Genomic DNA, 23,790 nt, shown 5'->3' on the forward strand with positions numbered 1-23,790 from the left:
CTGCCGGATCAGGAAAGACGGAAGGGCGCTACGCGGCGCCGCTGAGCCCGGCGCAATGGCGCAGGTCGGCACCGGCCAGGTTGACCCGCGACAGCTTGGCACCGCTGAGATCGATATGATCGAGCACCGCGCCGCGCAGATCGGCGCCGGTCAGATCGGCGCCGGTCAGGATCGGATAGATGGTGCGGCCCGTGGTGCCGGCCGCGGCACTGAACAGCGGCGCGCCGACCAGCTTGGCACCGCGGAAGGTGGCCCCGGCCAGATTGGCACTGGTGAAATTGACGCCGCCAAGATCGGCCTGATCGAAATTCGCATGCGGCAGGTCGGCGCCGAGAAAGCTGGCGAACAGCAGCTGTGCCGAGGTGAAATCGGCACCTTTCAGGTCGGCGCCGTGCAGCTCGGCACCGCGCAGGTCGCAGCTGGAGAAATCGCAGCCGGCCAGTTTCATGGCGCTGAGGATGGCGCGCTGGCCGTCGGCGCCGCCGGTGGCGATCCAGCGGCTGTGCGCCTGCAGGATCACGTCGACCTCGGCGGGCAGGTTCGCCGCCTTGCGGTAGACCGAATGCGACAGGTCGACGCCCTTCAGGTTCACTTTTGACAGGTCGCAGTTGCGCAGGTTGGCGCCGCGCAGATCGGCGCCCTGCAGCAGCGCGCCCTCAAGCCGCGCACCGACGAGATTGACGTCCTTCAGCCGCGCCGATGTCAGGTTGGCGCCGGAGAGATCGGCGCCGGCCAGGTTGACGGCAAACAGGCTGGCATTGGAAAAATTGGCGCCGGTCGCCGACGAGACCGACAGGTTGGCCTCGTCGAGCTGGGCGGCGCGCAGGTCGGCGCCATCGAGCTTGGCCTCGCTCAGGTTGGCCGCCAGCGACTTGGTGCCGCCGCTGTCGAGCAGGATCTGCCCGGGCCGCAGATCGGCCTGGTTCAGCGAGGCGCCGCGCAGGATGGTGCGCATCATGTTGGCCCCGCGCAGGTCGCTGCGGTCGAGCACGGCCCCCGACAGGTCGGCCCGCATGAAATCCACGGCAAACAGGTCGGCGCGACGCAGCTCGGCCTTGACCATGGACGCGCCGGTGAACTGGCAGCGGGCCAGCACGGCATCGTTCAGCTTGGCGTTATCCAGCCGCAGGAAGGAGAAATTCTCGGCCTTGCGCTGCAGCCGCTCGCCATCGCTCCGTCCGCCCGACCATGCGGCATGGCGGGACAGGGCAACCGTTACTTCCTGCGGCGGGAAGCGCAGCTCCGCCATGGGCCAAGACTCTCCTTGCGAGTAAGAACTTCGTTAACGTTCTAGTAACTAGATTAATCTGCCAGTCATACCCGTCGCAAGGGTGATTCCACTCCCTGACGACCGACTGGTGCGGCAGAACAGATGTAGCGGCCGCAGCCCCTGCCGTGCAGTTGAAATCCGGTAACCGGCGGGCGCGGCCTCAGCCCTTGCGCAGGCCGGTGCAGTCGCGCAGGTCGGCGCCCGCGAGGTTGGTACCGTCCAGCTTCACCCCGGTGAAGTCGATGCCCTCCAGCACGGCCCCGCGCAGATCGGCCCCGGACAGGTCGGCATTGAGGAAGCGCGGATAGACGGTCTTGCCGGTGCGCTGGCTGCGGGTGTTGTAGATGTCGACGCCGACCACCCGGGTGCCACGCCAGCGGCTTTTCGCCAGATCGGTCTCGGCGAAATTGGTGCCGCTGGCCTCGGCCAGGTCGAACACCGCCTCGCGCAGCCTGGCCTGGGCGAAACTGGCGAACATCAGCTGCGCCGAGGTGAAGTCGGCACCGTTCAGCGACGTGCCGTGCAGTTCGGCGGCACGCAGGTCGCAGCCGGCAAAGCTGCAGCCATCGAGTTCGAGGCCGCTGAGCACCGCGCGGTCGCCCTCATCGCCGCCAGTCGCGATCCACAGGCTGTGCCGCTGCAGGATCGCCTCGACTTCAGGCGGCAGCGGCGCTCCCTTGCGGTAGACAGCGCCCTGCAGCGACACGCCCTCCATGTCGACCCGGGTCAGGTCGACATTGCGCAGGTTGGCGCCGCGCAGATCGGCGCCTTTCATCTGCGCGCCGGCGAGATTGGCGCCGACCAGATTGGCATCCTTCAGCCGCGCCCCGGCGAGATTGGCGCCCTCGAGATCGGCCCCGGCAAGATTGACGCCGAACAGGCTGGCATTGGCGAAGGAGGCACCCTTGGCCGAGGATACCGCCATGCTGGCCTGATCGAGCTGGGCATTGTTCAGCTTCGCCCCGTCCAGCTTGGCGCCATCGAGATTGGCATTGACCTGCTGGCTCTCGCTGGTGTCGGCGATCATGATCTGGCCGGGTCTGAGATCGACCTGGCTCAGCGAGGCGTGGCGCAGCACGGCGCGGCACAGATTGGCCCCGCGCAGGTCGGCGCGGTCGAACACCACCCGGGTCAGGTCGGCATTCTGGAAATCGGCGCAGAACAGGTCGGCGCGGCGCAGCTGTGCCCCGGCCAGCGAGCTGTCGGCGAATTCCGAGCGCGGCAGCACGGCATCGTCCAGCATCACGCCGTCCAGCCGCAGCCGGGAATACTGGCCGCCGGGCTGCTGCAGCCGCACGCCGCCCGGACGGCCGGCCAGAAAGGCCGCATGCCGGGACAGCACGACCTGTATCTCGTTGGGGGGGATGATCCGTTCGGCCATGGCTTCGGAATTCTGACGAATTCTAATGATAATTGCTTGCGCAGGATTACAATACAACCCTACGACACAGAAACCATGATTGGCAAACGGACAATTGCCGGTCTGTGACGGATTACCCGGTGCGGCGGCGGCTGCTCATGCCGGTGCATTGCCGCAATTCGGTGCCGGAAATGTTAACCTTCTCGAAGGTCGTGCTGCTGAAATCGACCCCCTCGACCACGGCGCCGCGCAGATCGGCGCCGGTCAGGTCGGCATTGTCGAAGCGCGGAAAAATGATCTTGCCGGTCCGCTGGTTCAGCGCGTTGTAGATATCCACGCCGACCAGCTGGGTTCCGCGCATCACCGCGCCGGCCAGCAGCGCCCCGGCCAGATTGGCACCGCCCATGCTGGCCTGGTCGAAATTCGCCTTGCGCAGGTCGGCACCGGCAAAGCTGGTGAACAGCAGCTGCGAGCGGGTGAAAAAGGCGCCGGCCAGGTTGGTCTCGTGGAACACCGCGGCGCGCAGGTCGCAGCTGGAAAAATCGACGCCCGGCAGCTTCATGTTGCTGAAGACCGCGCGCTCGCCCTCCTGGCCGTTCGAGGCGATCCACTTGCCATGGGCAGCCAGCTTGGCCTCGACCTCGGGCGGCAGCTCGATCTGCCGGTCGCGATAGACGGCCCCCTGCAGGTTGGCGCCGGTCAGGTCGACATCCGACAGGTCGACGCTGCGCAGGTTGGCGCCGCGCAGGTCGCAGCCGGCCAGCTTGGCACCGGTCAGATCGGCCCCGACGAAGGTGGTTTCCTTGAGCCGCGCGCCCGAGAAATCGGCGCCCTGGAGATTGGCACCGGTCAGGTTGACGGCGAACAGCGAGGCCGACGAGAAGCTGGCGCCGACAGCGCGGACATTGGAGAGATTGGCCTGGTCCATGTTGGCATGACCGAGATTGGCCTCTTCGAGATTGGCGCCAGACATGTTGACCGGCACATCCTCGCGCTTTTCCGAGGTGCCGCGCTCGTCATCCTTCACATGCTGGACGATCTGGCCGGGCCGCAGGTCGGCCTGGCGGAACGAAGTCTGCTTCAGCACCGACATCAGGAAATTGGCGCCGCGCAGGTCGGCGCGGTCGAACTGGGTGTGGGTCAGGTCGGCGCGGGAGAAATCGGCGCTGAACAGATCGGAGCGGATGAACTGCGCGGCTTTCAGCGAGGCGGCGGCAAAGCTGCAACCCGGCAGGATCGCATCGTCGAACACGGCCCCGTCCAGCTTGAGATCGGCAAAATCCTCGCCGCGGCGCTGCAGGCGTTCGCCGCCCGGCCGGCTGTTGAGATAGGCGTTATGTCGCGACAGGGCCCAGATTACAGCCTCTGGCGGCAGGCGGGCGGTCATGGCGGACTTCAGTTAGGAAACAATGGCAGAGACAGGAACGACTCGGGTGCTACTTTAAATAAACGTCTTCCGGGGCGCCATGTTTTTGTCACGGGACATCCACGGCAATTTCCCTTCCATCACCCGGGCCGGATGGCTAGTCTGAGGCGAAACGCCGGAGAACAGCAGGAATGGCACCCGCCAAGACCACCGCCCCCATCAGCAGTGCCGCGCCTGTCACGGCCGACAATACCGCCGAGGACGATGCCCGCAACCGCCGCCGCTTCGACCGCCGCGACACCCTGATCCCGGCGCGGCTCGACCATCCCGGCGGCAGCATCGAGGGCACGGTGACCAACCTGTCGCTGCAGGGCTGCCTGTTCGCGCCCCGCCTCGACCTGCCGGTCGGCAGCCGCATCAAGCTGCATCTGGCCGGCGAGAAGCCGGTCGCCGCCACCGTGAAGGCGATCAGCGAGCGCGGCATCCACTGCCTGCTGCATGCCGGCGGCGTCACCCTCAGCCGGCTGTCGACCGATCTCGACGACATGGCCCTGCTGATGCTGAATGCCGGCCGGCCGCACGATCCGACGGCGAAGAAGAAAACCGCCGGCTGATCAGTCCGGCGGCGGAATCATCGCCGCCATCGCACGATCCGTTGCATCCGCACTGTCCGCCAGGCCGGCAATCACCCCGGCCCGGTCGGCTGCGCTGCGGTTCTGGCTCAGCTTGCGCTTGCCATCCAGCCGGGCGATCGGCAGCCGCAGGCCGACGATGCCGTTCAGCTGCGCGCGGATGAAATCCGCCGGCGCGTCACTGACTGCCCAGGGCGCGGCGCGCCCGGTCTCGTGCCGCTCGGTCAGCCGCGTGACGACATCCAGCAGCCGGTCCGCATCGGTGAAGAACTCGACCGGGCCATAGGCATGCACGGCAACGTAGTTCCAGGTCGGCACCACCTTGCCGGTTTCCTGCTTGGTCGCATACCAGCCCGGCGAGACATAGGCATCGGGGCCGGTGAAGATCGCCATCGCCTCTCCCACCGGCGCAAGCTTCCACTGCGGATTGGCCTTGGCCACGTGGCCGTAGAGGGTGCCGTATTCGCCCTCCGCCTCTGCAAGGATCAGCGGCAGCGGCGTGGCGACCAGGCCTTCGGCCGTGGCGGTCACCAGGCTGGGCAGCCGCGCCGCGCGCATGGCGGCATGCAGGCTCGGCAGGTCGGTGTCGCGGAAATGCGGGGGCACGTACATGGCGGTTTCCTCGGGCTGGCTTCTGGCCGGACGCGGATATAGACCGCCGGCCGGTCCGGCAGAATATCCGGTTTGCGGAAAAATGATGGAGCCGGTTTCGACCGGCCCGGAGGGATGCGCCGGCGCCGCTTCTGTGCCATGCAGGGCCACGGCAGCAGCAATCCGGCCCATGCAGAGCAACAGCCTTCCTTCCCATTCCCCCCGTGTCGCGGTGATCGGCGGCGGCCCGGCCGGCCTGATGGCCGCCGAGGTGATGGCCGCTGCCGGCCTCGCGGTGACGGTGTTCGACCGCATGCCGAGCCTGGGCCGCCGTCTGCTGATGGCCGGCCGCGGCGGCCTCAACCTCACCCATTCCGAACCGCTGGCCGCGTTCACCGCCCGCTACGGCGCCGCCGCTGCGTGGATGGCGCCGCATCTCGATGCCTTTCCGCCGGCGGCCCTGACGGCGTGGTGCGAAAGCCTCGGCCAGCCGGTCTTCACCGGCAGCAGCGGCCGCATCTTTCCCCGCGCCATGAAGGCCAGCCCGCTGCTGCGCGCCTGGCTGGCGCGGCTGGCGGATCTCGGCGGCGCCATTGCGGCCCGTGCCGACTGGACCGGCTGGGACGAAACCGGCGCCCTTGCCTTCGCCGATGGCCGCCGCTTCGCCGCGGATGCGGTGGTGCTGGCGCTGGGCGGTGCCTCCTGGCCCCGGCTCGGTGCCGATGGCGGCTGGACGGCGCTGCTGCCGGACATCGCCATCACGCCGCTCCGGCCGGCCAATTGCGGTTTTGCCGTGGCATGGTCGGCGCCCTTCCGCAGCCGCCATGCCGGCCAGCCGGTGAAACCCGTTGCCCTGACCTTTGCCGGGCAGCGCATCCGCGGCGAGGCGATGATCGCGGCCGCCGGCATCGAGGGCGGCGTGGTCTATGCCCTGTCGGCGGCGCTGCGCGACGCCATCGCCCGCGACGGTGCGGCGCTTCTGCATCTCGACCTGCATCCCGATCTCGATGCCGCAACCCTGGCGGCGCGGCTGGCCGAACCCAGGCGTGGCGCTTCGCTGTCCGGTTTCCTGCGCAAGCGCGCCGGCCTGTCGCCGGTTGCCATCGGCCTGGTGCAGGAGGCCCTGCATGGCGGCGACACGACCCCGCTGCCCGCCCTGATCAAGGCCCTGCCCCTGCGCCTGACCGCGCCCTTCGGCCTGGCCCGCGCGATCTCCACCGCCGGCGGCATCGCGCTGGACGAGGTGGATGCGCATCTCATGCTGCGCAGAAGGCCGGGCGTCTTCGTGGCCGGCGAGATGCTGGACTGGGAGACGCCCACCGGCGGCTATCTGCTGCAGGGCTGCCTGGCCACCGGAGCCGCTGCCGGCCGCGGCGTGATCGCCCGGCTGTCCGGCCGGTGACGTCACCCGCCCGCCGGATCTGACACGGGCCGGCCGCCGAAATCGCGGCCGGCCACGGCCACGGCCTTGACCATTGCATAGACCGCGACCCCCGGCGCCAGGCCGAGCCGGTCGACGGACAGCCGGGTCACGCGGGCCAGCAGGGCGGCGCCGCCGAAATCGAGCCGCAGGTCGACCATGGCATCGCCGGGACCGCGGCCCGCCCCGCCGATGGCGGCGATCATACCGGGCAGCACATTGAGGGCGCTGGTGTCGCCCGGCGGGCCCAGTGCCAGGGTGATGTCGCGGGCCCGGATGCGCAGCCGCAGCCGGCTGCCCGGGGCATGATCCAGATGCGGCACGCGCACCGGTCCGGCCGGCGTGCGCAGCAGCGTCAGGCCGTAATCCCCGTCATGCCCGACCACCTCGGCCATCAGCACCGCGCCGGCCTCGTGGCCCTCGCCATCGGCGGGCAGCAGGCCCGGCGTGGCGGCGAGATCGGCCAGCGGCCCGGCGGCGCGCACCCGGCCCTCCTCCAGCAGCACCAGCTGGTCGGCCAGCCGCAGCACTTCCGGCAGGGCATGGCTGACATAGACCACCGGCAGGCGCAGCTGTGCCCGCAGGCGCTCCAGATACGGCAGGATCTCTTCTTTGCGCGCGGCATCCAGCGCCGCCAGCGGCTCGTCCATCAGCAGCACCTGCGGCCGTGCCAGCAGCGCACGGCCGATCGCCACCCGCTGCTTCTCGCCGCCGGACAGGCCGCCGGTGCGGCGATCCAGCAGATCGCCGATCCCAAGCAGGCCGATCACCTCGTCAAAGGCGATCGCATCCCTGCGGTCGCGGGCGAAGACGCGGCCATAGAGCAGGTTGCGCCGCACGTCGAGATGCGGAAACAGCCGGCCTTCCTGGAACACATAGCCGATGCGGCGCCGGTGCGGCGGCACGAAGAGGCCGGCATCCGTGTCGACCAGCACGCGGCCGTCGATGGCGATGCGGCCGCCGCCATTGGGCCGCTCCAGCCCGGCAATCAGGTTGACCAGTGTGGTCTTGCCGGCGCCGGAGCGGCCGAACAGGGCCGTGATGCCGCCGGCGCAGCTGAAGGCGGCATCCAGCGCGAAATCGCCCTGGCGATGCCGCAGCGCGATCTCGAGGCTCATCCGCGCACCTGCCTGCCCACGCGCCGGGCGAGGATTTCCGAGCCGATCAGCGCGGCGGCGGCAATCGCCACCGCCACCAGGGTCAGCCGCAGGGCCTGGGCATCGCCGCCGGGCACCTGGGTGAAGACATAGATCGCCGTGGGCAGCGTCTGCGTCTCGCCCGGGATGTTGGAGACAAAGGTGATGGTGGCGCCGAATTCGCCGAAGGCGCGGGCGAAGCTGAGCACCATGCCGGCGAGAATGCCGGGCAGCATCAGCGGCAGGGTGACGGTGAGGAAGACGAAAGCCGGAGCGGCGCCGAGCGTGCCGGCGGCGGCCTCGAGTCTGGGGTCGATCGCCTCGATCGAGAGACGAATGGCCCGCACCAGCAGCGGAAAGCCCATCACCGCGCAGGCCAGCGCCGCACCGGTCCAGCGGAAGGCCAGCACGATGCCGAGCTGGTCGCCCAGCCAGCCGCCGAGTAACCCGCGGCGGCCGAACAGCAGCAGCAGGGCATAGCCCGTCACCACCGGCGGCAGGATCAGCGGCATGTGCACCAGGGCATCAACCAGCGCCTTGCCCGGGAAATCGCGCCGGGCCAGCAGCCATGCGACCGCGATGCCGAAGGGCAGGCTGGCGGCCATGGCAACGGCCGCCACCTTCAGGCTCAGCAGGATCGCGGTGATCTCTTCCGGGGTGAGCACGAACATGTCAGTCCGCCCCTGCCGGTCCGGCGAGAACCGTGAAGCCCTGCCGCTCGAACACGGCCCGCGCAGCCGGACTGCGCAGATAGGCCAGATAGGCCGGGGCCGCCGGATTGCGGGAGGCGGCCAGAACAGCCGCCGGGTAGATGACCGGCGGATGGCTGCCGGCCGGGAAGGCGTCGGCCACGCGCACCTTCGGTTCGGCGGCGGCATCGGTGGCATAGACGATCCCCAGCGGCGCCTCGCCGCGGGCCACCAGCGCCAGCGCCGCCCGCACGTTTTCGGCCTGGGCAATGCGGCCGGCGACGCCGTCCCACAGCCCCAGCGTCTGCAGCGCCGCCCTGCCGTATTTCCCCGCCGGCACCGCGCTGGTATCGGCCATGGCGAGGCGGCCCTCCGCCCCGAGCAGCCCGGCGAGATCGAGCGCCGGCGAAATCCGCACACTGGCCGCGCTGGCCGCCGGCACCACCAGCACGATGCGGTTGCCGAGCAGGCTGCTGCGGGTCGAAGCCCGCACCAGGTCCTTTTTCTGAAGGTAGTCCATCCAGGCGAGATCGGCGGAGATGAACACATCGGCCGGTGCGCCGGCCTCGATCTGCCTGGCCAGCGCCGCGGAGCCGGCGAAGGAAGTCCGGATGCCGGATGGCCGCCAGCCCGCATCGATTTCGGCCAGTGCGGTCTTCAGGCTGGCCGCGGCAAAGACCAGCAGGTCGCCGGCCCGTGCCGGCCGCGGCACCGCGCCGGCAAGAATCGCGCCGGCGAGCACGGCAGCGGCAAAAATCCCGGCAGGCCGCCTCGCAGGCGGCTCCACCCGCATGCGGTACAGGACCGGAGGCATGGGCATTCCCTTCGTTATGTACGGAAGACTATAACGCGGGATGCCGGACGGCAACCGCCGCCCGCCGGGAGCCGGCCGTTCAGCCGGCCGCCGCCGGTGCGGCCGGCAGGCGGCGCAGCAGGCGCTGCAGCAGGAAGACCGCGATCAGTGCATTGACCAGGTTCCAGGCCACGCCGTTGATCAGCGCGGCCTGATAGCTGCCGGTGGCGTCGTAGATGGCCCCCGACAGCCAGCCGCCCAGCGCCATGCCGGCCATGGTGGCCGAGATGGTGAGGCTGACGCGGAAGCCGGCCTCGCGGGCGGGAAACAGCTCGCGGATGATGAAGGCATAGCTCGGCACGATGCCGCCCTGCACCAGGCCGAACAGGCCGGAAATCACATACAGCGACATCAGGCCGTCGAAGGGCAGGTAGAAAGCCAGCGCCGTCGCCTGCAGCACCGAACCCAGCAGCAGGGTGGGCAGGCCGCCGATGCGGTCGAGAATCCAGCCCGAAGCCAGCCGGCTGACGATACCCAGGCCCAGCATCAGCGACAGCATCTCGGCACCGCGGGCCGGCCCGTAGCCGAGATCGACGCAGTAGGCGACGATATGCACCTGCGGCATCGACATGGCGACGCAGCAGCACACGCCGGCAATCACCAGCAGGCCCTGCACCAGGCGGCGGTCGAGGCCGAGCGGCCGGCTGCCGAAGACCGGCTGGCCGGCGGCCACGGCCGCCGGCTCGGGCTGCACCGGCGGCCGGTGCCGCAGCACCAGCAGCAGCGGCAGCATGGTGACCACCAGCACGCCGGCAATGCCGATATGGGTGGCGCGCCAGCCGGCGGTGGTGATGAAATGCTCGACCACCGGCGGCCACAGCGTGCCGGCGAAATAGTTGCCGCTGGCCACCAGCCCGATGGCGAGCCCGCGGCGGCCGGCGAACCACATGGAGATGTCGGCGATCAGCGGCGCGAACATCGCCGCGCCGCCCAGCCCGATCAGCGCGCCATACAGCAGGGCAAAGACCGTGATGTCCGGCGCGAAGGCCGTCGCCACATAGCCGGAAGCCAGCAGCAGCACGGCCAGCATCGCCGGCCGCATCAGGCCGAAACGGTCGGACAGCCGGCCGATCAGCACCGTGCCGGTCATCAGGCCGACCATGGTGGCGGTATAGGGCAGCGAGGCGCCGCCGCGATCGACGCCGAATTCCGCCTGTACGGCGGGCAGGGCGACGACGATCGACCACATGCCGACGCCGCCGATGGTGCCGAGCCCGACGCTGGCCAGCAGGCGCAGCCATGCATAACGGGATTCGATGCCGTGCCGGTCGGTCATCACGGCGGCTCAGTCGACGATGAACAGCTTCGCGCCGGCATCGCCGGTGCGCGAGCGGTGCGGCTCGGCATGGTCGGCCACCTGGTAGGACTGGCCGGGCGTCAGCGTGAAGACGCGGCCATCCTTCAGCTCGGTGACCAGCTCGCCGTCCAGCACGAACAGGATATGGCCCTTCTCGCACCAGTGATCGGCCAGGTAATGCGGCGAGTAATCGACGCGGCGGACACGGATCGGGCCGAACTGGCGGGTGCGCCAGACCGCCGCGCCGGTCTCGCCGGCATGGCGGGTGGGTTCGACTTCGGACCAGTCGGTGGTGCCGAAGGGAATGTCGGACATCTGCATGGCGGGCGGCTTCTTGTTGTGTCCCGGGTGGCGATATCCGTTCTTACGCCGCGCCGGCCGGCCATGCCAGCGCGGAATTGTCGGGCGACAATCGATGCGGACGCGATTTCAGTGGCTTCCGGCCACCGCCCCGGCAATGGTGATGGCCCCGGCCAGCAGCAGCAGGAGATGCAGCCGCTGCGCCCAGGCGAAGGCGGCGGCTGCATCGCGCCGGGCCCAGCGCGCGAAGGCCGCATGCAGCCACAGCGGCTCGGCCACATAGAGCACGAGCGCGAAGACCAGCCACAGGGCGACCATGGCCCACATCCACCAGAAGGACGGCTCGGCGAAGCGGTACCAGAGTTCGCGGTTGCGCAGCATCCACAGGCCGCTCAGGCCCGCCAGCGCCACCGACCAGCGGGCGATACGCCCGAAAGGCCGCTCGATCCCCTCGAACAGCGCCAGCTTCTGCTCGACCGTCGGCTGCCGGCGGGCGAGCGGCAGCACCACCAGCGCAACGAACGCCACGCCGCCGAACCAGACCACCAGGGACAGCAGATGCAGGGCGCGGGCGATGAGAAGGTCGTCGGGCATACAGCAGACTAGCGCGGGCGGACCGCCGCCGGATTGCGGCAGGTCAAGGCGCATCGCTGACGCCGCATACGCGGATATGGGCACAGGGTCACAAGGAACATCGTCTTATTGCCTGTCTGTTTTTTGTTTGTACGCTCTCCGGGCCAGACAGACCGGAGCCCAGCCATGGCCGCAGACAGCAGCCCCTCCCCTGCCGAGATCGCCGCCGAGATCGTGGCCCGCGCCGGCGGTGCCGGCGCCGGCGATATCGACCAATGCCTGCTCGATACCTGCGACCGCGAGATGGAGCGGCCGGAGGGCGAGCCGCAGGATGTCGAACTCGCCTTCAACTGCGTGCGCGCGGTGATCCTGCGGCTTAACGGCAACGAGGCACCGGAGGTGCAGCGGTACATGGTGGCGGCTCTCTTCCGCCGCGCCCAGTTCCTCGCCCAGCTGGGGCGCAGCAAAGAGGCCCGCCGTGATTTCCAGGATGTCGCCTATACGTGGCGGGACAGCGAAGATCCGCAGGTCCGCCGCACCATGGCCGCCCATTTCCTCGAAGCAGGCCGCTTCGAGGAGGATCAGGACAACCTGACGGAAGCCGAAAAATACTATGAAGAGGCCGGCCGCTATATCGACGACCCGGACCCGGACACGCAGATGCAGGTCGTGCGGGCCTTCTGCAATCATGCGGAAATCCTGATCGGTCGCGGCTGGCTCGATGCGGCAGCAGAGAAGATTGCCGACATTCGCACACGCTGGCAGGAGGATCCGGAATACTGGATTCGCCGGCGGGTGGCGAATCTCCTGGTCCGGTATGCCGACGGGATGAAAATGGACGACGAGCGGCGGGAAGAGGCCTTTCCGCTATTCGACGAAGCCATTGCCTATGCCGACCGCCTCGATCCTTCGGCCTTTTTCATCCAGGCCGGCGCCATGATGAGCCGGTGCAACTGCTGCGAAAAGCTGGAGCGGTTCGAGGACGCCGTGGCCCATGTGGATGCCTTCGAAGACTGGATGACAACCATCGCCCGGCCGCGCCGGCTCAGGGAAGGGCAGGGAGAAATCGATATGGCTGAAGGCTCCCTGCAGGGAGCTTTTCTGATCAAGGCACGCTGCCTGAACCGGCTTGGCCGCCATGCCGAAGCCCTGGAAGCCTTCGACCGATGCGGCGTGACCCTCGAGAGTCTCGGAGAGGATTTCCACAAGCGGGATCGCGCCTGCAACGACCTGCTGCACCGGGTCAAGATTCTCGCCGATCTGGGAAAGCGGCAGGAGGCCCGGGAACTCTATGACCAGATATTCGAACGCATGCTTTCCTTCGGAGACCATTCAATCGAGGAACAGACCTTCGCCTATCTGGCGATGATGCACGGCTATGCTGAGCACGGCCCTGACTGGCTCGACAAAATGCTTACCACCCCAGCTGACGGCTCGCCAGATCCTTCATGATTTCCTCGGTGCCGCCGCCGATGGCATTCACCTTCACCTCGCGGTAGATGCGCTCGGATTTGCAGCCGCGCATATAGCCGGCACCACCGAGAATCTGCACGGCTTCCGAGGCGCAGAAGGCCATGGTCTGGGTGGCCTGGTTCTTCAGCATGCACAATTCCGCCACCGGGCTTTCGCCCTGGTCGAGCGCATAAGCCACGCGTTCGAGAAACGCCTGGGTCGCCTCAATGCGCTGGGCCATATCGACCAGCTTGTGCCGGATCACCTGGTGGCGGATCAGCGGCTGGCCGAAGGTTTCGCGCAGGCGGGCATAATCCAGCGCCTCGTCATAGGCCGTGCGGGCAAAGCCGGTGCAGGAGGCCGCCAGCCCCAGTCGCTCGTCGTTGAAGTTGAGCATGATGCCGCGGAAGCCGGCATTCTCCGGCCCGATCAGGTTCTCCGCCGGCACCCGGCAGTCGTCGAAATGCAGGGTCGCGGTATCCGAGGCCCACCAGCCCATCTTCTCCAGCTTCGTGCGGGTGAACCCGGGCGTGTCGCGCTCGACCAGCAGCAGCGAGATGCCACCCATGCCGGGGCCGCCGGTGCGCACCGCCACGGTGTAGAAATCCGCCCGCATACCGGAGGTGATGAAAGTCTTCTCGCCGCGGACGATATAATCCTCGCCGTCCCGCTTCGCCACGGTCTTCAGGTTGGCCACGTCCGAGCCGCCGCCGGGCTCGGTGATCGCCAGCGCCGAGATCTTTTCGCCGGCCAGCACGCCGGGCAGCACTTTGCGCTTCAGATGCTCGCTGCCCAGTTTCGCAACCGGCGGCGCCCCGATGGTGTGGCTGAGCAGAGAGGCCGCCACGCCGCCCGATCCGGCGCGCGCCAGTTCCTGCCCGGCGATGATGGCGTAAAAGCGGTCGGCGGGGATGCCGCCGTAGTCTTCGGGGAAATTCAGCCCGAGCAGGCCGACGGCCGCCGCTTTCCTGTAAAGCTCCCGCGGAAATTCGCCGGCCTCGTCCCAGGCGGCGGCATGGGGCGCGATCTCGCGATCGACGAAGCGGCGCAGCTGGTCGCGGAAAGCCTCGTGCTCGGCCGTGTAATAGGGCGAGGCGCCGCGCATGATGTTCAGGTCTTCTGCGGCGGGCGCAGCCGCGCCATCATGATGATGTCGTCATAGCGGCCGTCGATCTTGCGGGCGCGGGTCTTCACGCCCTCGGTGACGAAGCCAAATTTGCGATACAGCTTCACGGCGCTTTCGTTGCTGGCATAGACCTGCAGCTCGACCCGCTCGATGCCGGCACGGCCGGCCCGCTCGAACACCTCGTTCAGCATGCGGCGCCCCAGGCCCTGGCCGCGCCAGGCCGCATCAAGACCCATGCCGACGGCGCCGACATGGCTGAAACCGCCGCGATGTTCGCTGGGCGGCACCACATGGATGTTGCACCAGCCGACCACGCGGTCATCGGCATCCGCGGCGACGATGAAGGGCAGGTCGCGCTGCAGCATCGCCTTGATGTAGAAGCGTACCTCCGCCAGCGGTGGCGCTGCGGTGAAGGCGAGATACCGCCGCTCGGCCGCCACCCGGTCGAGGCAGGCACGGTAGCCCTCGGCATCGCTCTCGCGGATGGTGCGGAGCGTGATGCTGTCTGTCGGCGCGGGCACCGTCTCGCTCACGGCGCGCGATCCTGTTCGGTGGCCAGCGGCGCCAGCGCCGCCAGCAATTGCCGCGTCGCCACCTGGTCGCCGACCCGCACGGGCAGTTTCTCCACGGTGGCATCGCAGCGCGCCACCAGTTCATGCTGCATCTTCATGGCTTCCATGATGACGATGCGCTGGCCGCGTGTCACGCTTTCCCCTTCGGCCGCCAGCACGGCGACGATCCTGCCATTCATCGGCGCCCGCAATTCCCGCTCGGCGGCGCCTTCCGCCGCGCCGGGCGGCGCATGCAGGGTCTCGCGCACGGCAAGGTCTGCCCTGCCGCAGGCCAGATGCAGCACATCGCCGGCAAACACGTAATCCACCGCCCGCTCGGTGCCGTCGATGGCGGCCTGCAGCCGGCCAGGCGCACGGCCGCGCACGGCTATCTCCGCGTCGCCGATTCGATAGCGGTCCGGCCCCGTGACGGCAACGCCGGCCATGTGTCTGGTCTCGCCATATTCCAGCCGCAGGGGCCAGGTGAAGCCGCCGCCGGAATACCAGGCGCGGGCCGGATCATGGCCCTGCGCCGCGGCCGATGCCTCGAACCACAGCAGGGCCGCCAGCGCCAGAAGATGGCTGTCCGGCTGTGGCGCGGCCGGCGCGGCGAAATGCTGCGGAATGAACTGCGTCGTCGCCCTGCCGGCAGCGAAATCCGGATGCGCCAGCAGGTCGAGCAGGAAGGCGCGGTTGGTGGCGATGCCGAGCGCCACGGTGCGCTCCAGCGCCAGCATCAGCCGGCGGCGCGCCTCTTCCCGCGTGGCGCCATGGGCGATCACCTTGGCGATCATCGGATCGTAGAAGGGGGTGACCGTCTGGCCGGCGCGCAGGCCGTGATCGACGCGGATGCCATCGCCCGCCGGCGGCTGCCAGGCGGCCAGCAGACCGGATTGCGGCAGGAAGCCCTGCGCCGGCGCCTCGGCATAGAGCCGCGCCTCGATGGCATGGCCGGTCAGCGTCACACCGGCCTGCGCGAAGGGCAGTGCCTCACCGGCGGCGATGCGGATCTGCAGGGCGACGAGATCGAGGCCGGTGACGGCTTCGGTGACCGGATGCTCGACCTGCAGGCGGGTGTTCATCTCGAGGAAGTAGAAGCTCTTCCCGTCGGCATCGAGCAGGAATTCCACCGTGCCGGCCCCGACATAGGCAATCGCGCGTGCCGCCGCCACGGCCGCCACCCCCATCTTTTCCCGCAGGGCCGCATCCACCGCCGGCGAGGGCGCTTCCTCCAGCACCTTCTGGTGCCGGCGCTGCACGCTGCAGTCGCGCTCGCCCAGATGCACCACATTGCCGTGGCTGTCGGCGAAGACCTGGATTTCCACATGGCGGCCGCCGGTGACCGCCTTTTCGAGAATCAGTTCGCCGGAGCCGAAGGCATTCTCGGCTTCCGAGCGCGCCGCGGCGATGGCGCCGGGCAAAGCGGCTGCCTCGGTCACCAGCCGCATGCCGCGGCCGCCGCCGCCCGCGGCCGCCTTCACCATCAGCGGCAGGCCGATGCGTTTCGCCTCGCGCAGCAAAGCCGCATCGGACTGGTCTTCGCCCTCGTAGCCCGGCACGCAGGGCACGCCGGCGGCGATCATGCGGCGCTTGGCCGCCGCCTTGTTGCCCATGGCGGCGATGGCCGCGGCCGGCGGGCCGATGAAGACGAGGCCGGCCTCCGCGCAGGCGCGCGCGAAGGCATCGTTTTCCGACAGGAAACCATAACCCGGATGTACCGCGCCGGCGCCGGCGGCTTTCGCGGCCGCGATCACCGCCGGGATGCTGAGATAGCTCTGTGCCGCCTCGGCCGGGCCGATACGCAGCGCCAGATCGGCCGCCTGGGCATGCGGCGCACCGGCATCGGCATCGGAATAGACGGCCACACTGCGGTAGCCGAGCGCCCGGGCCGAGCGGATCACCCGGCAGGCGATCTCGCCGCGATTGGCGACCAGGATGGTGTCGAAGGGTTTCATTCCTCCGCAACCCCACAATTGTCATGCCCGGACTTGTTCCGGCCATCCACGCCTTTGGCCCCGCATCCCAGAAGGAAGACGTGGATATCCGGGACAAGCCCGGGCATGACGCCTTTTCTTTTGAGAGCGACGATGTTCATCACTTCTTCTTGCCCGGCAGCGTGCCCATGTATTTCGAGATGATGCTGAGCATCACCTCGTCGGCGCCGCCGCCGATGGAGGCCAGCCGGCTGTCGCGGTAGGCGCGGCTGATCGGCGTCTCGTTCATGAAGCCCATGCCGCCGAAATACTGCAGACAGGCATCGGTGATCTCGCGCGCCAGCCGCCCGGCCTTCAGCTTGGCCATCGAGGCCAGCAGGGTGACATCCTCGCCCTTGAGCATGAGATCGGCGGCGCGGTAGCTGATCGACCGCAGCAGTTCGACTTCCGTCTTCAGTTCGGCGAGGCGGAAATGCACCACCTGGTTGTCGAGGATCGACTGGCCGAAGGCCTTGCGTTGGCGGGTATAATCGATGGTTTCGTCGATATGGCGGTCGAAGGCGAGCAGGCTGGAAAAGGCGCACCACAGGCGCTCTTCCTGGAACTGCTGCATCTGGTAGACGAAGCCATGGCCCTCCTGGCCGATGCGGTAGCGCTGCGGGACGCGCACGTCGTCGAGATAGACCTGCGCGGTATCCGAGCTGCGCATGCCCATCTTGTCCAGCTTGCGGGCAATCTCGACGCCCTTTGTCTTCATCGGCACGCAGATCAGCGACTTGTTCTGGTGGATCGGCCCCTCGCCGGTATTGGCCAGCAGGCACATCCAGTCGGCCTGGGTGCCGTTGGTGGTCCACATCTTGCCGCCGCTGATCACGTAATCGTCGCCGTCCCGGCGGGCGGTGGTCTTGATGCCGGCGACATCCGAGCCGGCGCCGACCTCCGACACGCCGAGGCAGACCACCTGGTCGCCGGCGATGGCGGGAGCGAGGAATTCGCGGCGCAGTTCATCCGAGCCGAAGCGGGCCAGCGCCGGGGTACCCATATCGGTCTGCACGCCGATGCCCATGGGCACGCCGCCGCAATTGATATGGCCGAGCGCCTCGATCATCACCAGCTGGTAGGAATAATCGAGGCCGAGGCCGCCGAATTCCGTGGGTTTGTTGATGCCGAGGAAACCGAGATCGCCCATCTTCTTGAACAGCGCATGGGCCGGGAAGGCACCGTCGCGCTCCCATTCCTCGACATGGGGGTTGATCTCGCTATCGATGAACCTGATCAGGTTGCGGCGCAGGCCGTCATGTTCGTTGGTGAATTCCATGGCCGTTCTCTCCCCTACATCCGGGCGATGCCGAATGCGTTCGTTTTGGTTTCCCGGGCATCCGCCTCGCGGCAGACGGCAAGGCAAAGCGCCAGCACCCGGCGGCTGTCGCGCGGGTCGATCAGGCCGTCATCCCACAGCCGCGCGGTGGCGAACAGGGCGGTCGATTCACCTTCCATCTTCTGCACGACCTTCGCCTTCATGCCGGCGATCATCGCCTCGTCCACAGCCTGGCCGGCGCGGCGCAGCTTGTCTTCCGTCACGATGGCCAACACGCCGGCCGCCTGTTCCGGGCCCATCACGGCGATGCGGTTGTTGGGCCAGGCGAAGATGAAGCGCGGATCATAGGCGCGGCCGCACATGCCGTAATTGCCGGCGCCGAAACTGGCACCGATATGCAGGGTCAGCTTGGGCACCCGCGCATTGGTCACCGCCTGGATCATCTTCGAGCCATGCTTGACGATGCCGGCACGCTCGGCCTCCTTGCCCACCATGTAGCCGGTGGTGTTCTGCAGGAAGACCAGCGGCATCTGCGCCTGGTCGCAGAGCTGGATGAACTGCGCGGCTTTCGCGGCGCCTTCGGTGTCGATCGGCCCGTTATTGCCGATGATGCCGACCGCCTCGCCCTCGATGGCCGCCTGGCCGCAGACCGTATGGCTGCCCCAGGTCGGCTTGAAGTCCGTGAAGTCGCTGGCATCGACCAGCCGCGCGATCACCTCGCGCACGTCATAGGGCTTGCGGTAATCGACGGGCACGATGCCGCACAGCTCGTCGATATCGCAGGCCGGCGGCCGCCAGTCTTTCTTCCGCAGCTGCGGGCCGCGCTCGTTCCAGGGCAGGCGGGCCATGATCTCGCGGGCGATGCGGATGCCATCGGCATCGTCCTCGGCCAGATATTCCGCCACGCCGGAGACATGGGTGTGCATCTCGGCGCCGCCGAGCTCCTCGTCGGTGGCGATCTCGCCGGTGGCGGATTTCAGCAGTGGCGGCCCGGCGAGGAAGATCTTCGCCCGACCCTTCACCACCACCACATAGTCGCTCATGCCCGGCACATAGGCGCCGCCGGCGGTGCTGGAACCATGCACGACCGTGATCTGCGGAATGCCCGCCGCCGACAGCCGCGCCTGGTTGGCAAAGCCGCGGCCGCCATCGACAAAGATCTCGGCCTGGTAATTCAGGTTGGCGCCACCGGATTCGACCAGATTGACCACCGGCAGGCAGTTCTTCAGGGCGATCTCCTGCGCCCGCAGCGACTTGCGCAGCCCCATCGGCGCGATGGTGCCGCCCTTGATGCCGCTGTCCGATGCCGTGACCATGCAGCGGATGCCGGACACATAGCCGATGCCGGCGATGAAGCCGCCGCCCATGATATTCTCGCCGCCATCGTCGTCATGCATGCGCCAGCCGGCCAGGGTCGAGATTTCGAGGAAGGGCGAACCGCGGTCGAGCAGATGCGCGATGCGGTCCCTTGGGCTGAGCTGCCCGCGTTTCTCGAAAACCGGCCGGCGGGCATTGGAGGTGTCGCGCACCTTCTGCTCCAGCGCGCGGAAGCCGTCGATCAGCGCCAGCATCGCCGCGCGGTTGTCGCGGAAGGCATCGGATGCCGTGTCGACCTGCGAGGCGATCACCGCCATCGTGTCACTCCTCCAGCACCTTCGGCCGCACCGACCGGTGGAAACCGTCGAAGGGCTGCGACGCCTCGTGTTTCGGCAGGGGATAATGCCGCCGCGCATTGGGCACGCCGCCATCGACGCGCAGCGTCGTGCCGCTGACGAACGCCGCCGCCGGCGACAGCAGCCAGACGATGGCGGCCGAAACTTCCGCCTCGGTGCCGAGCCGCTGCAGCGGCACATGGTCGCGCATGCCGCGGATCAGCGGCTTCATCCAGTCGGGATAGGTGTCCATGCCGGAAGACGCGATCCAGCCCGGCGCCACGGCATTCACCCGCACCCCCGAAACGCCCCATTCGCAGGCGGCGGTCTCGGTGAAATTGACCATGCCGGCGCGTGCCGCACCCGAATGGCCCATATTGGGCATGCCGTTCCACATGTCGGCAACGATGTTGACGATGGCGCCGCCATGATCGGCCATCCACTGGGTGTAGCATTCCCGCGCCATCAGGAAGCCGCCGGTCAGGTTGTTGCGCACCACGGCATCCCAGCCCTTCTGGGAAATCTGGCTGAGCGGCGCCGGGAACTGGCCGCCGGCATTGTTGACCAGGCCGTCGATTTTTCCGAACCGCTGCAGCACCAGCCGCACGGTGTCGGCGACGCGCTCTTCCTCGCGGATGTCGCAGGGAAAACCCTCGACCACGGCATTCAGGTTGTCGGCGCGGATTTCCTCCGCCACGGCCTGCAGCTTCTCGGGCTTGCGGCCGATCAGCGCGAGCTCGGCGCCCAGCGCAGCCAGCTCATGCGCGGTGCAGCGGCCGATCCCCGAGCCGCCGCCGGTGACGATCACGGTGCGGCCGGCGAACAGGCCGTCGCGGAATACGGAACGATACGGACCGGTGGCCGCACTCATCGGACGCTTTCTCCCTGCGCATGTTCGGGCGGCAGTATACGATGCCCGGCGCTGTTTTTTATGAGTTGGATCGACGCTACTTGACGCTTACGTAAGCGTCAATATAGCGTGCGCAAAACCCGCACACGGCTTGACGTTACGTCATCCGCGGCGGCAATGATCGCGATACCGAACCGGAGCCAGGGAGGCCCAGCATGTCGCTCGACCAGATCACCCAAGCCATGAGCCAGCGCGTCAGCCCCGGCGTGATCGACGCCACGGTGAAGTTCGATTTCGGCGACGACGGCATCGTCTTCGTCGACGGCAATGCCGGCACCGTCAGCAACGACGATGCCGAGGCCGACTGCACCATCACCATCTCGATGGACAATTTCACCGCCCTGTCGTCCGGCGACCTCGACCCCACCACCGCCTTCATGATGGGCAAGCTGAAGGTGAAGGGAAACATGGGCGTGGCGATGAAGCTGCAGAAGATCCTCGGCTGAGCACAGGACCCGCCAGCGCGTGAACCGGGGCCGGGCGGTCGCTGCCATCCGGCCCTTTTCTGCGCCTGACGGCACCGGCAGCCTTGCCGTTCCGGTTCCGGCCCGCGAGGATGGGGCATGGAGCATGGCGAACAGATTCCCTATTTCCGCGACCTCGCGATCTTCCTGACCGCGGCCGGCATCATCGTGCCGGTCTTCCACCGGCTGAAACTGAGCCCGGTGCTGGGTTTCCTGTTCGTCGGCATCCTGATCGGCCCCTACGGCCTGGCCCTGTTCGCCGACCGCCTGCCCTGGCTGCGCTGGGTGACCATCGGCGAGATCGAGGGCGTGCGGGTGCTGGCCGAATTCGGCATCATCTTCCTGCTGTTCATGATCGGGCTGGAACTGTCGCTGCGCCGGCTGTGGCAGATGAAGCGGCTGGTCTTCGGGCTGGGCGCCGCCCAGGTGCTGCTGACCGGGCTGGCCATTGCCGGCGTCGCCCTGGCCTTCGGCAACAGCGGCCCGGCCGCCGTGGTGCTCGGCGCCTGCCTCGCGCTCAGCTCGACGGCCATCGTCATGCAGCTGCTGATCGAAGGCCGGCGCGCCGCCACCCCGGCCGGCCGCGCCAGTTTTGCCATCCTGCTGCTGCAGGATCTCGCCGTGGTGCCGATCCTGTTCCTGGTCGGCCTGCTGGCCGCGGCGGCAACCGGCGGCAGCGAGGGCGGCGACGGCAGCGGCCTGCTGCTGCAGCTGGCCCGCACCCTGGCCATCGCGCTGGCCACCATCGCCGTGATCGTGCTGGCCGGCCGCCGCCTGCTCGGGCCGCTGTTCCGGCTGGTCGGCGCCGCGAAAAGCCCGGAACTGTTCATGGCGCTGACCCTGCTGGTGGTGATCGCCATGGCCGCCGCCACCGGCGCCGCCGGCCTGTCGATGGCGCTGGGGGCCTTCCTCGCCGGGCTGCTGCTGGCGGAGAGCGAATACCGCCACGCCGTCGAGGTCAGCATCGAGCCGTTCAAGGGCCTGCTGCTCGGCCTGTTCTTCCTGTCGGTGGGCATGGGCATCGACCTGCGCGTCGCCTTCGCCGATGCCGGCTGGATCCTCGTCTCGGTGATCGGCCTGTTCGCATTGAAGGCCGCCATCGCCGGCGGTCTCGGCCTCGCCTTCGGGCTGGGCCGCGCGACCGCCCTGGAAATGGCGCTGCTGCTCGGCCAGGGCGGCGAATTCGCCTTCGTGGTGGTGGGGCTGAGCGACCGCCTCGGCCTGCTGCCGCCGGCGGTCTCGCAGTTCATGCTGCTGGTGGTGTCGCTGTCGATGCTGGCGACCCCGGGGGTGGCCGGCCTCGCCCGCCGGCTGGCGGCCCGCCTCGAACAGCGCGAGGCGGCGGCGGCCGGCGGCGCCGGCCAGGACGGACTGGAGGGCCATGTCATCATCTGCGGCTTCGGCCGTGTCGGCCAGACCGTCGCCCGCCTGCTGGATACCGAAGCGGTGCCCTGGGCCGCGGTCGATTTCGATGCCGCCAATGTCACCCGCCAGCGGCGCGAAGGCCGCCTGCTGCATTACGGCGATGCCAGCCGGCCCGACCTGCTGGCCCGGCTGGATGCCGACCGCGCCCAGGCGGTGGTGGTCACCCTGGACGATCCGGCGGCGGCCGAGCGGCTGGTCGCCGCGGTCAGCCATGCCTGGCCGCAGCTGCCGGTCTATGCCCGCGCCCGCGACCGTCTGCATGCCGACCGGCTGCGTCAGCTGGGCGCCACCGAGGTGATCGCCGAGACCGTCGAGGCCTCGCTGCAGCTGGGCGGCCTCGCCCTGCAGGGCGCCGGCCTGCCCGACGAGGCGGTGATGCAGCGGCTGGAACGCGAGCGGGCCGGCTGAGGGGCTGCCGGCCGGCCCCGGCCGCCGCTTCGTCCCCGATGCGGTTTTTCTTGACCGATGAAGGGCTTAGTGCGCTTGGCGGCGGCCGGCCTTTCGGCTAATCTCGCCCGCCTGTGTTTCGCGCCGGGCGCGCCGCCGGACGATGCGGCTGCGCCGGCCGTTTCGCCATAACTTTGACAGTACAGTCTTCCGAGGGATTCATGTCGCATCCGCAACCGTTGATGGCCGGCAAGCGTGGCCTGATCATGGGCGTCGCCAATGACCGTTCGCTGGCCTGGGGCATTGCCCAGGCGGTGCACGCCCAGGGCGCGGAGCTCGCCTTCACCTACCAGGGCGAGGCGCTGGAGCGCCGGGTGCGGCCGCTGGCCCAGTCGATCGGGGCAACCCAGGTGCTGGAATGCGACGTCACCAACGCCGCCTCCATCGACGCGGTATTCGAAACGCTGGGCAGGGACTGGGGCAAGCTCGACTTCCTGGTGCATGCCATCGGCTTTTCCGACAAGAACGAGCTGAAGGGCCGCTATCTCGATACCAGCCCGGAAAACTTCGCGCTGACCATGAATGTCAGCTGCTACAGCTTCACGGCGGTGATGCAGCGTGCCGAGAAGCTGATGACCGAGGGCGGCTCGGCCGTAACGCTCACCTATTACGGCGCCGAGCGCGTGATGCCGCATTACAACGTGATGGGCGTCGCCAAGGCCGCGCTGGAGGCATCCGTGCGCTACCTCGCCGTCGATCTCGGCAAGAAGGGCATCCGTGTGAATGCCATCTCGGCCGGCCCGATCAAGACCCTGGCCGCCAGCGGCATCGGCGATTTCCGCTATATCCTGAAGTGGAACGAGCTGAACGCACCGCTGCGCCGCAATGTCAGCATCGAGCAGGTCGGCGGCGCCGGCCTCTATCTGCTCAGCGATCTCGGCGCCGGCGTCACCGGCGAGACCCATCACGTCGACAGTGGCTATCACGCGGTGGGCATGGTGGCGACCGACCAGGCCGCCAGCGTGGCCGACCTGCTGCTGTCGCTCGGCGGCAAAAAAGCCGAATAGCCGGACCGGGATCGCAG

At 68.5% G+C, this 23,790-nt stretch carries 22 protein-coding genes; 6 read left to right on the plus strand and 16 right to left on the minus strand.

Going from position 1 to position 23,790, the window contains the following annotated elements; translation table 11 throughout:
• Positions 1-28: 28 nt before the first annotated feature.
• The 3 genes from ACEQZY_RS11580 to ACEQZY_RS11590 form a co-directional block, all read right to left on the minus strand.
• On the minus strand, positions 29-1,249 hold the full coding sequence (locus ACEQZY_RS11580) for a pentapeptide repeat-containing protein (protein ID WP_341704435.1): 1,221 nt from the start codon (positions 1,247-1,249) through the stop codon (positions 29-31).
• Positions 1,250-1,430: 181 nt separating this feature from the next.
• Positions 1,431-2,651: a pentapeptide repeat-containing protein gene (locus tag ACEQZY_RS11585; protein WP_370154454.1), complete on the minus strand. Its 1,221-nt coding sequence runs from the start codon at positions 2,649-2,651 to the stop codon at positions 1,431-1,433.
• Positions 2,652-2,763: 112 nt separating this feature from the next.
• The gene (locus ACEQZY_RS11590; protein ID WP_341704433.1) at positions 2,764-4,017 is read right to left on the minus strand and encodes a pentapeptide repeat-containing protein; all 1,254 of its coding nucleotides are present in this window, start codon (positions 4,015-4,017) and stop codon (positions 2,764-2,766) included.
• A gap of 170 nt (positions 4,018-4,187) precedes the next feature.
• Here ACEQZY_RS11590 and ACEQZY_RS11595 point away from each other — a divergent pair, with 170 nt between their 5' ends.
• Positions 4,188-4,610 carry a PilZ domain-containing protein gene (locus ACEQZY_RS11595; protein WP_341704432.1) on the plus strand — a complete coding sequence of 141 codons (423 nt, stop codon included), beginning with the start codon at positions 4,188-4,190 and terminating at the stop codon, positions 4,608-4,610.
• On the opposite strand, the gene ACEQZY_RS11600 is transcribed toward ACEQZY_RS11595, so the two are convergent.
• Positions 4,611-5,240 (minus strand): FMN-binding negative transcriptional regulator, encoded by a 630-nt coding sequence (locus ACEQZY_RS11600; RefSeq protein WP_370154456.1) that lies wholly within the window; start codon positions 5,238-5,240, stop codon positions 4,611-4,613.
• Positions 5,241-5,409: 169 nt separating this feature from the next.
• On the opposite strand from ACEQZY_RS11600, the gene ACEQZY_RS11605 reads away from it, so the two are divergent.
• Positions 5,410-6,621: an NAD(P)/FAD-dependent oxidoreductase gene (locus ACEQZY_RS11605; protein ID WP_370154459.1), complete on the plus strand. Its 1,212-nt coding sequence runs from the start codon at positions 5,410-5,412 to the stop codon at positions 6,619-6,621.
• 2 nt (positions 6,622-6,623) lie between these two features.
• Here ACEQZY_RS11605 and modC read toward each other — a convergent pair whose 3' ends face one another.
• From modC to ACEQZY_RS11635, 6 genes are all read right to left on the minus strand, one after another.
• A complete protein-coding gene (modC, locus tag ACEQZY_RS11610; RefSeq protein ID WP_370154462.1) occupies positions 6,624-7,757 on the minus strand; it encodes a molybdenum ABC transporter ATP-binding protein in 1,134 nt (377 codons plus the stop codon).
• Positions 7,754-8,446 (minus strand): molybdate ABC transporter permease subunit, encoded by a 693-nt coding sequence (modB, locus tag ACEQZY_RS11615; RefSeq protein WP_370154464.1) that lies wholly within the window; start codon positions 8,444-8,446, stop codon positions 7,754-7,756. The genes modC and modB overlap by 4 nt, the downstream gene beginning before the upstream one ends.
• 1 nt (position 8,447) lies before the next feature.
• Positions 8,448-9,278: a molybdate ABC transporter substrate-binding protein gene (gene modA, locus ACEQZY_RS11620; RefSeq protein ID WP_370154467.1), complete on the minus strand. Its 831-nt coding sequence runs from the start codon at positions 9,276-9,278 to the stop codon at positions 8,448-8,450.
• A gap of 79 nt (positions 9,279-9,357) precedes the next feature.
• A complete protein-coding gene (locus tag ACEQZY_RS11625; RefSeq protein WP_370154470.1) occupies positions 9,358-10,593 on the minus strand; it encodes an MFS transporter in 1,236 nt (411 codons plus the stop codon).
• Positions 10,594-10,602: 9 nt separating this feature from the next.
• Positions 10,603-10,935 carry a DHCW motif cupin fold protein gene (locus tag ACEQZY_RS11630; RefSeq protein ID WP_341705826.1) on the minus strand — a complete coding sequence of 111 codons (333 nt, stop codon included), beginning with the start codon at positions 10,933-10,935 and terminating at the stop codon, positions 10,603-10,605.
• Positions 10,936-11,043: 108 nt separating this feature from the next.
• The gene (locus ACEQZY_RS11635; RefSeq protein ID WP_341705825.1) at positions 11,044-11,508 is read right to left on the minus strand and encodes a hypothetical protein; all 465 of its coding nucleotides are present in this window, start codon (positions 11,506-11,508) and stop codon (positions 11,044-11,046) included.
• 165 nt (positions 11,509-11,673) lie between these two features.
• Here ACEQZY_RS11635 and ACEQZY_RS11640 point away from each other — a divergent pair, with 165 nt between their 5' ends.
• Entirely contained in the window at positions 11,674-12,939 is a 1,266-nt protein-coding gene (locus ACEQZY_RS11640) for a hypothetical protein (protein WP_370154473.1), read from the plus strand.
• Here ACEQZY_RS11640 and ACEQZY_RS11645 read toward each other — a convergent pair.
• The 6 genes from ACEQZY_RS11645 to ACEQZY_RS11670 form a co-directional block, all read right to left on the minus strand.
• The gene (locus ACEQZY_RS11645) at positions 12,902-14,044 is read right to left on the minus strand and encodes an acyl-CoA dehydrogenase family protein (RefSeq protein WP_370154476.1); all 1,143 of its coding nucleotides are present in this window, start codon (positions 14,042-14,044) and stop codon (positions 12,902-12,904) included. The two genes, ACEQZY_RS11640 and ACEQZY_RS11645, sit on opposite strands and share 38 nt — an antisense overlap.
• A gap of 5 nt (positions 14,045-14,049) precedes the next feature.
• Positions 14,050-14,598 carry a GNAT family protein gene (locus tag ACEQZY_RS11650; protein ID WP_341704723.1) on the minus strand — a complete coding sequence of 183 codons (549 nt, stop codon included), beginning with the start codon at positions 14,596-14,598 and terminating at the stop codon, positions 14,050-14,052.
• Positions 14,595-16,571 (minus strand): biotin carboxylase N-terminal domain-containing protein, encoded by a 1,977-nt coding sequence (locus tag ACEQZY_RS11655; RefSeq protein WP_370154479.1) that lies wholly within the window; start codon positions 16,569-16,571, stop codon positions 14,595-14,597. The genes ACEQZY_RS11650 and ACEQZY_RS11655 overlap by 4 nt, the downstream gene beginning before the upstream one ends.
• 139 nt (positions 16,572-16,710) lie before the next feature.
• Entirely contained in the window at positions 16,711-17,868 is a 1,158-nt protein-coding gene (locus ACEQZY_RS11660) for an acyl-CoA dehydrogenase family protein (RefSeq protein ID WP_341704725.1), read from the minus strand.
• Between the two features lie 14 nt (positions 17,869-17,882).
• A complete protein-coding gene (locus tag ACEQZY_RS11665) occupies positions 17,883-19,502 on the minus strand; it encodes an acyl-CoA carboxylase subunit beta (protein WP_370154481.1) in 1,620 nt (539 codons plus the stop codon).
• A 4-nt stretch (positions 19,503-19,506) separates the two neighbouring features.
• Entirely contained in the window at positions 19,507-20,391 is an 885-nt protein-coding gene (locus ACEQZY_RS11670; RefSeq protein WP_341704727.1) for an SDR family oxidoreductase, read from the minus strand.
• Positions 20,392-20,585: 194 nt separating this feature from the next.
• Here ACEQZY_RS11670 and ACEQZY_RS11675 point away from each other — a divergent pair, with 194 nt between their 5' ends.
• From ACEQZY_RS11675 to fabI, 3 genes are all read left to right on the plus strand, one after another.
• Positions 20,586-20,876, plus strand: coding sequence for an SCP2 sterol-binding domain-containing protein (locus tag ACEQZY_RS11675; RefSeq protein WP_341704728.1), 291 nt, complete (start codon positions 20,586-20,588; stop codon positions 20,874-20,876).
• A 117-nt stretch (positions 20,877-20,993) separates the two neighbouring features.
• A complete protein-coding gene (locus ACEQZY_RS11680) occupies positions 20,994-22,727 on the plus strand; it encodes a cation:proton antiporter (RefSeq protein ID WP_370154485.1) in 1,734 nt (577 codons plus the stop codon).
• Positions 22,728-22,927: 200 nt separating this feature from the next.
• The gene (gene fabI, locus ACEQZY_RS11685; protein WP_341705580.1) at positions 22,928-23,773 is read left to right on the plus strand and encodes an enoyl-ACP reductase FabI; all 846 of its coding nucleotides are present in this window, start codon (positions 22,928-22,930) and stop codon (positions 23,771-23,773) included.
• Positions 23,774-23,790: the final 17 nt, after the last annotated feature.

It is taken from the genome of Ferrovibrio sp., from assembly GCF_964218355.1.
Classification (GTDB): domain Bacteria; phylum Pseudomonadota; class Alphaproteobacteria; order Ferrovibrionales; family Ferrovibrionaceae; genus Ferrovibrio.

What these genes read in the sequence shown, in the direction of transcription:
- ACEQZY_RS11580 (WP_341704435.1), bottom strand. Translation starts at nt 1,249, where the DNA reads ATGGCGGAGCTGCGCTTCCCGCCGCAGGAAGTAACGGTTGCCCTGTCC.
- ACEQZY_RS11585 (WP_370154454.1), bottom strand. Translation starts at nt 2,651, where the DNA reads ATGGCCGAACGGATCATCCCCCCCAACGAGATACAGGTCGTGCTGTCC.
- ACEQZY_RS11590 (WP_341704433.1), bottom strand. Translation starts at nt 4,017, where the DNA reads ATGACCGCCCGCCTGCCGCCAGAGGCTGTAATCTGGGCCCTGTCGCGA.
- ACEQZY_RS11595 (WP_341704432.1), top strand. Translation starts at nt 4,188, where the DNA reads ATGGCACCCGCCAAGACCACCGCCCCCATCAGCAGTGCCGCGCCTGTC.
- ACEQZY_RS11600 (WP_370154456.1), bottom strand. Translation starts at nt 5,240, where the DNA reads ATGTACGTGCCCCCGCATTTCCGCGACACCGACCTGCCGAGCCTGCAT.
- ACEQZY_RS11605 (WP_370154459.1), top strand. Translation starts at nt 5,410, where the DNA reads ATGCAGAGCAACAGCCTTCCTTCCCATTCCCCCCGTGTCGCGGTGATC.
- modC (WP_370154462.1), bottom strand. Translation starts at nt 7,757, where the DNA reads ATGAGCCTCGAGATCGCGCTGCGGCATCGCCAGGGCGATTTCGCGCTG.
- modB (WP_370154464.1), bottom strand. Translation starts at nt 8,446, where the DNA reads ATGTTCGTGCTCACCCCGGAAGAGATCACCGCGATCCTGCTGAGCCTG.
- modA (WP_370154467.1), bottom strand. Translation starts at nt 9,278, where the DNA reads ATGCCTCCGGTCCTGTACCGCATGCGGGTGGAGCCGCCTGCGAGGCGG.
- ACEQZY_RS11625 (WP_370154470.1), bottom strand. Translation starts at nt 10,593, where the DNA reads ATGACCGACCGGCACGGCATCGAATCCCGTTATGCATGGCTGCGCCTG.
- ACEQZY_RS11630 (WP_341705826.1), bottom strand. Translation starts at nt 10,935, where the DNA reads ATGCAGATGTCCGACATTCCCTTCGGCACCACCGACTGGTCCGAAGTC.
- ACEQZY_RS11635 (WP_341705825.1), bottom strand. Translation starts at nt 11,508, where the DNA reads ATGCCCGACGACCTTCTCATCGCCCGCGCCCTGCATCTGCTGTCCCTG.
- ACEQZY_RS11640 (WP_370154473.1), top strand. Translation starts at nt 11,674, where the DNA reads ATGGCCGCAGACAGCAGCCCCTCCCCTGCCGAGATCGCCGCCGAGATC.
- ACEQZY_RS11645 (WP_370154476.1), bottom strand. Translation starts at nt 14,044, where the DNA reads ATGCGCGGCGCCTCGCCCTATTACACGGCCGAGCACGAGGCTTTCCGC.
- ACEQZY_RS11655 (WP_370154479.1), bottom strand. Translation starts at nt 16,571, where the DNA reads ATGAAACCCTTCGACACCATCCTGGTCGCCAATCGCGGCGAGATCGCC.
- ACEQZY_RS11660 (WP_341704725.1), bottom strand. Translation starts at nt 17,868, where the DNA reads ATGGAATTCACCAACGAACATGACGGCCTGCGCCGCAACCTGATCAGG.
- ACEQZY_RS11665 (WP_370154481.1), bottom strand. Translation starts at nt 19,502, where the DNA reads ATGGCGGTGATCGCCTCGCAGGTCGACACGGCATCCGATGCCTTCCGC.
- ACEQZY_RS11670 (WP_341704727.1), bottom strand. Translation starts at nt 20,391, where the DNA reads ATGAGTGCGGCCACCGGTCCGTATCGTTCCGTATTCCGCGACGGCCTG.
- ACEQZY_RS11675 (WP_341704728.1), top strand. Translation starts at nt 20,586, where the DNA reads ATGTCGCTCGACCAGATCACCCAAGCCATGAGCCAGCGCGTCAGCCCC.
- ACEQZY_RS11680 (WP_370154485.1), top strand. Translation starts at nt 20,994, where the DNA reads ATGGAGCATGGCGAACAGATTCCCTATTTCCGCGACCTCGCGATCTTC.
- fabI (WP_341705580.1), top strand. Translation starts at nt 22,928, where the DNA reads ATGTCGCATCCGCAACCGTTGATGGCCGGCAAGCGTGGCCTGATCATG.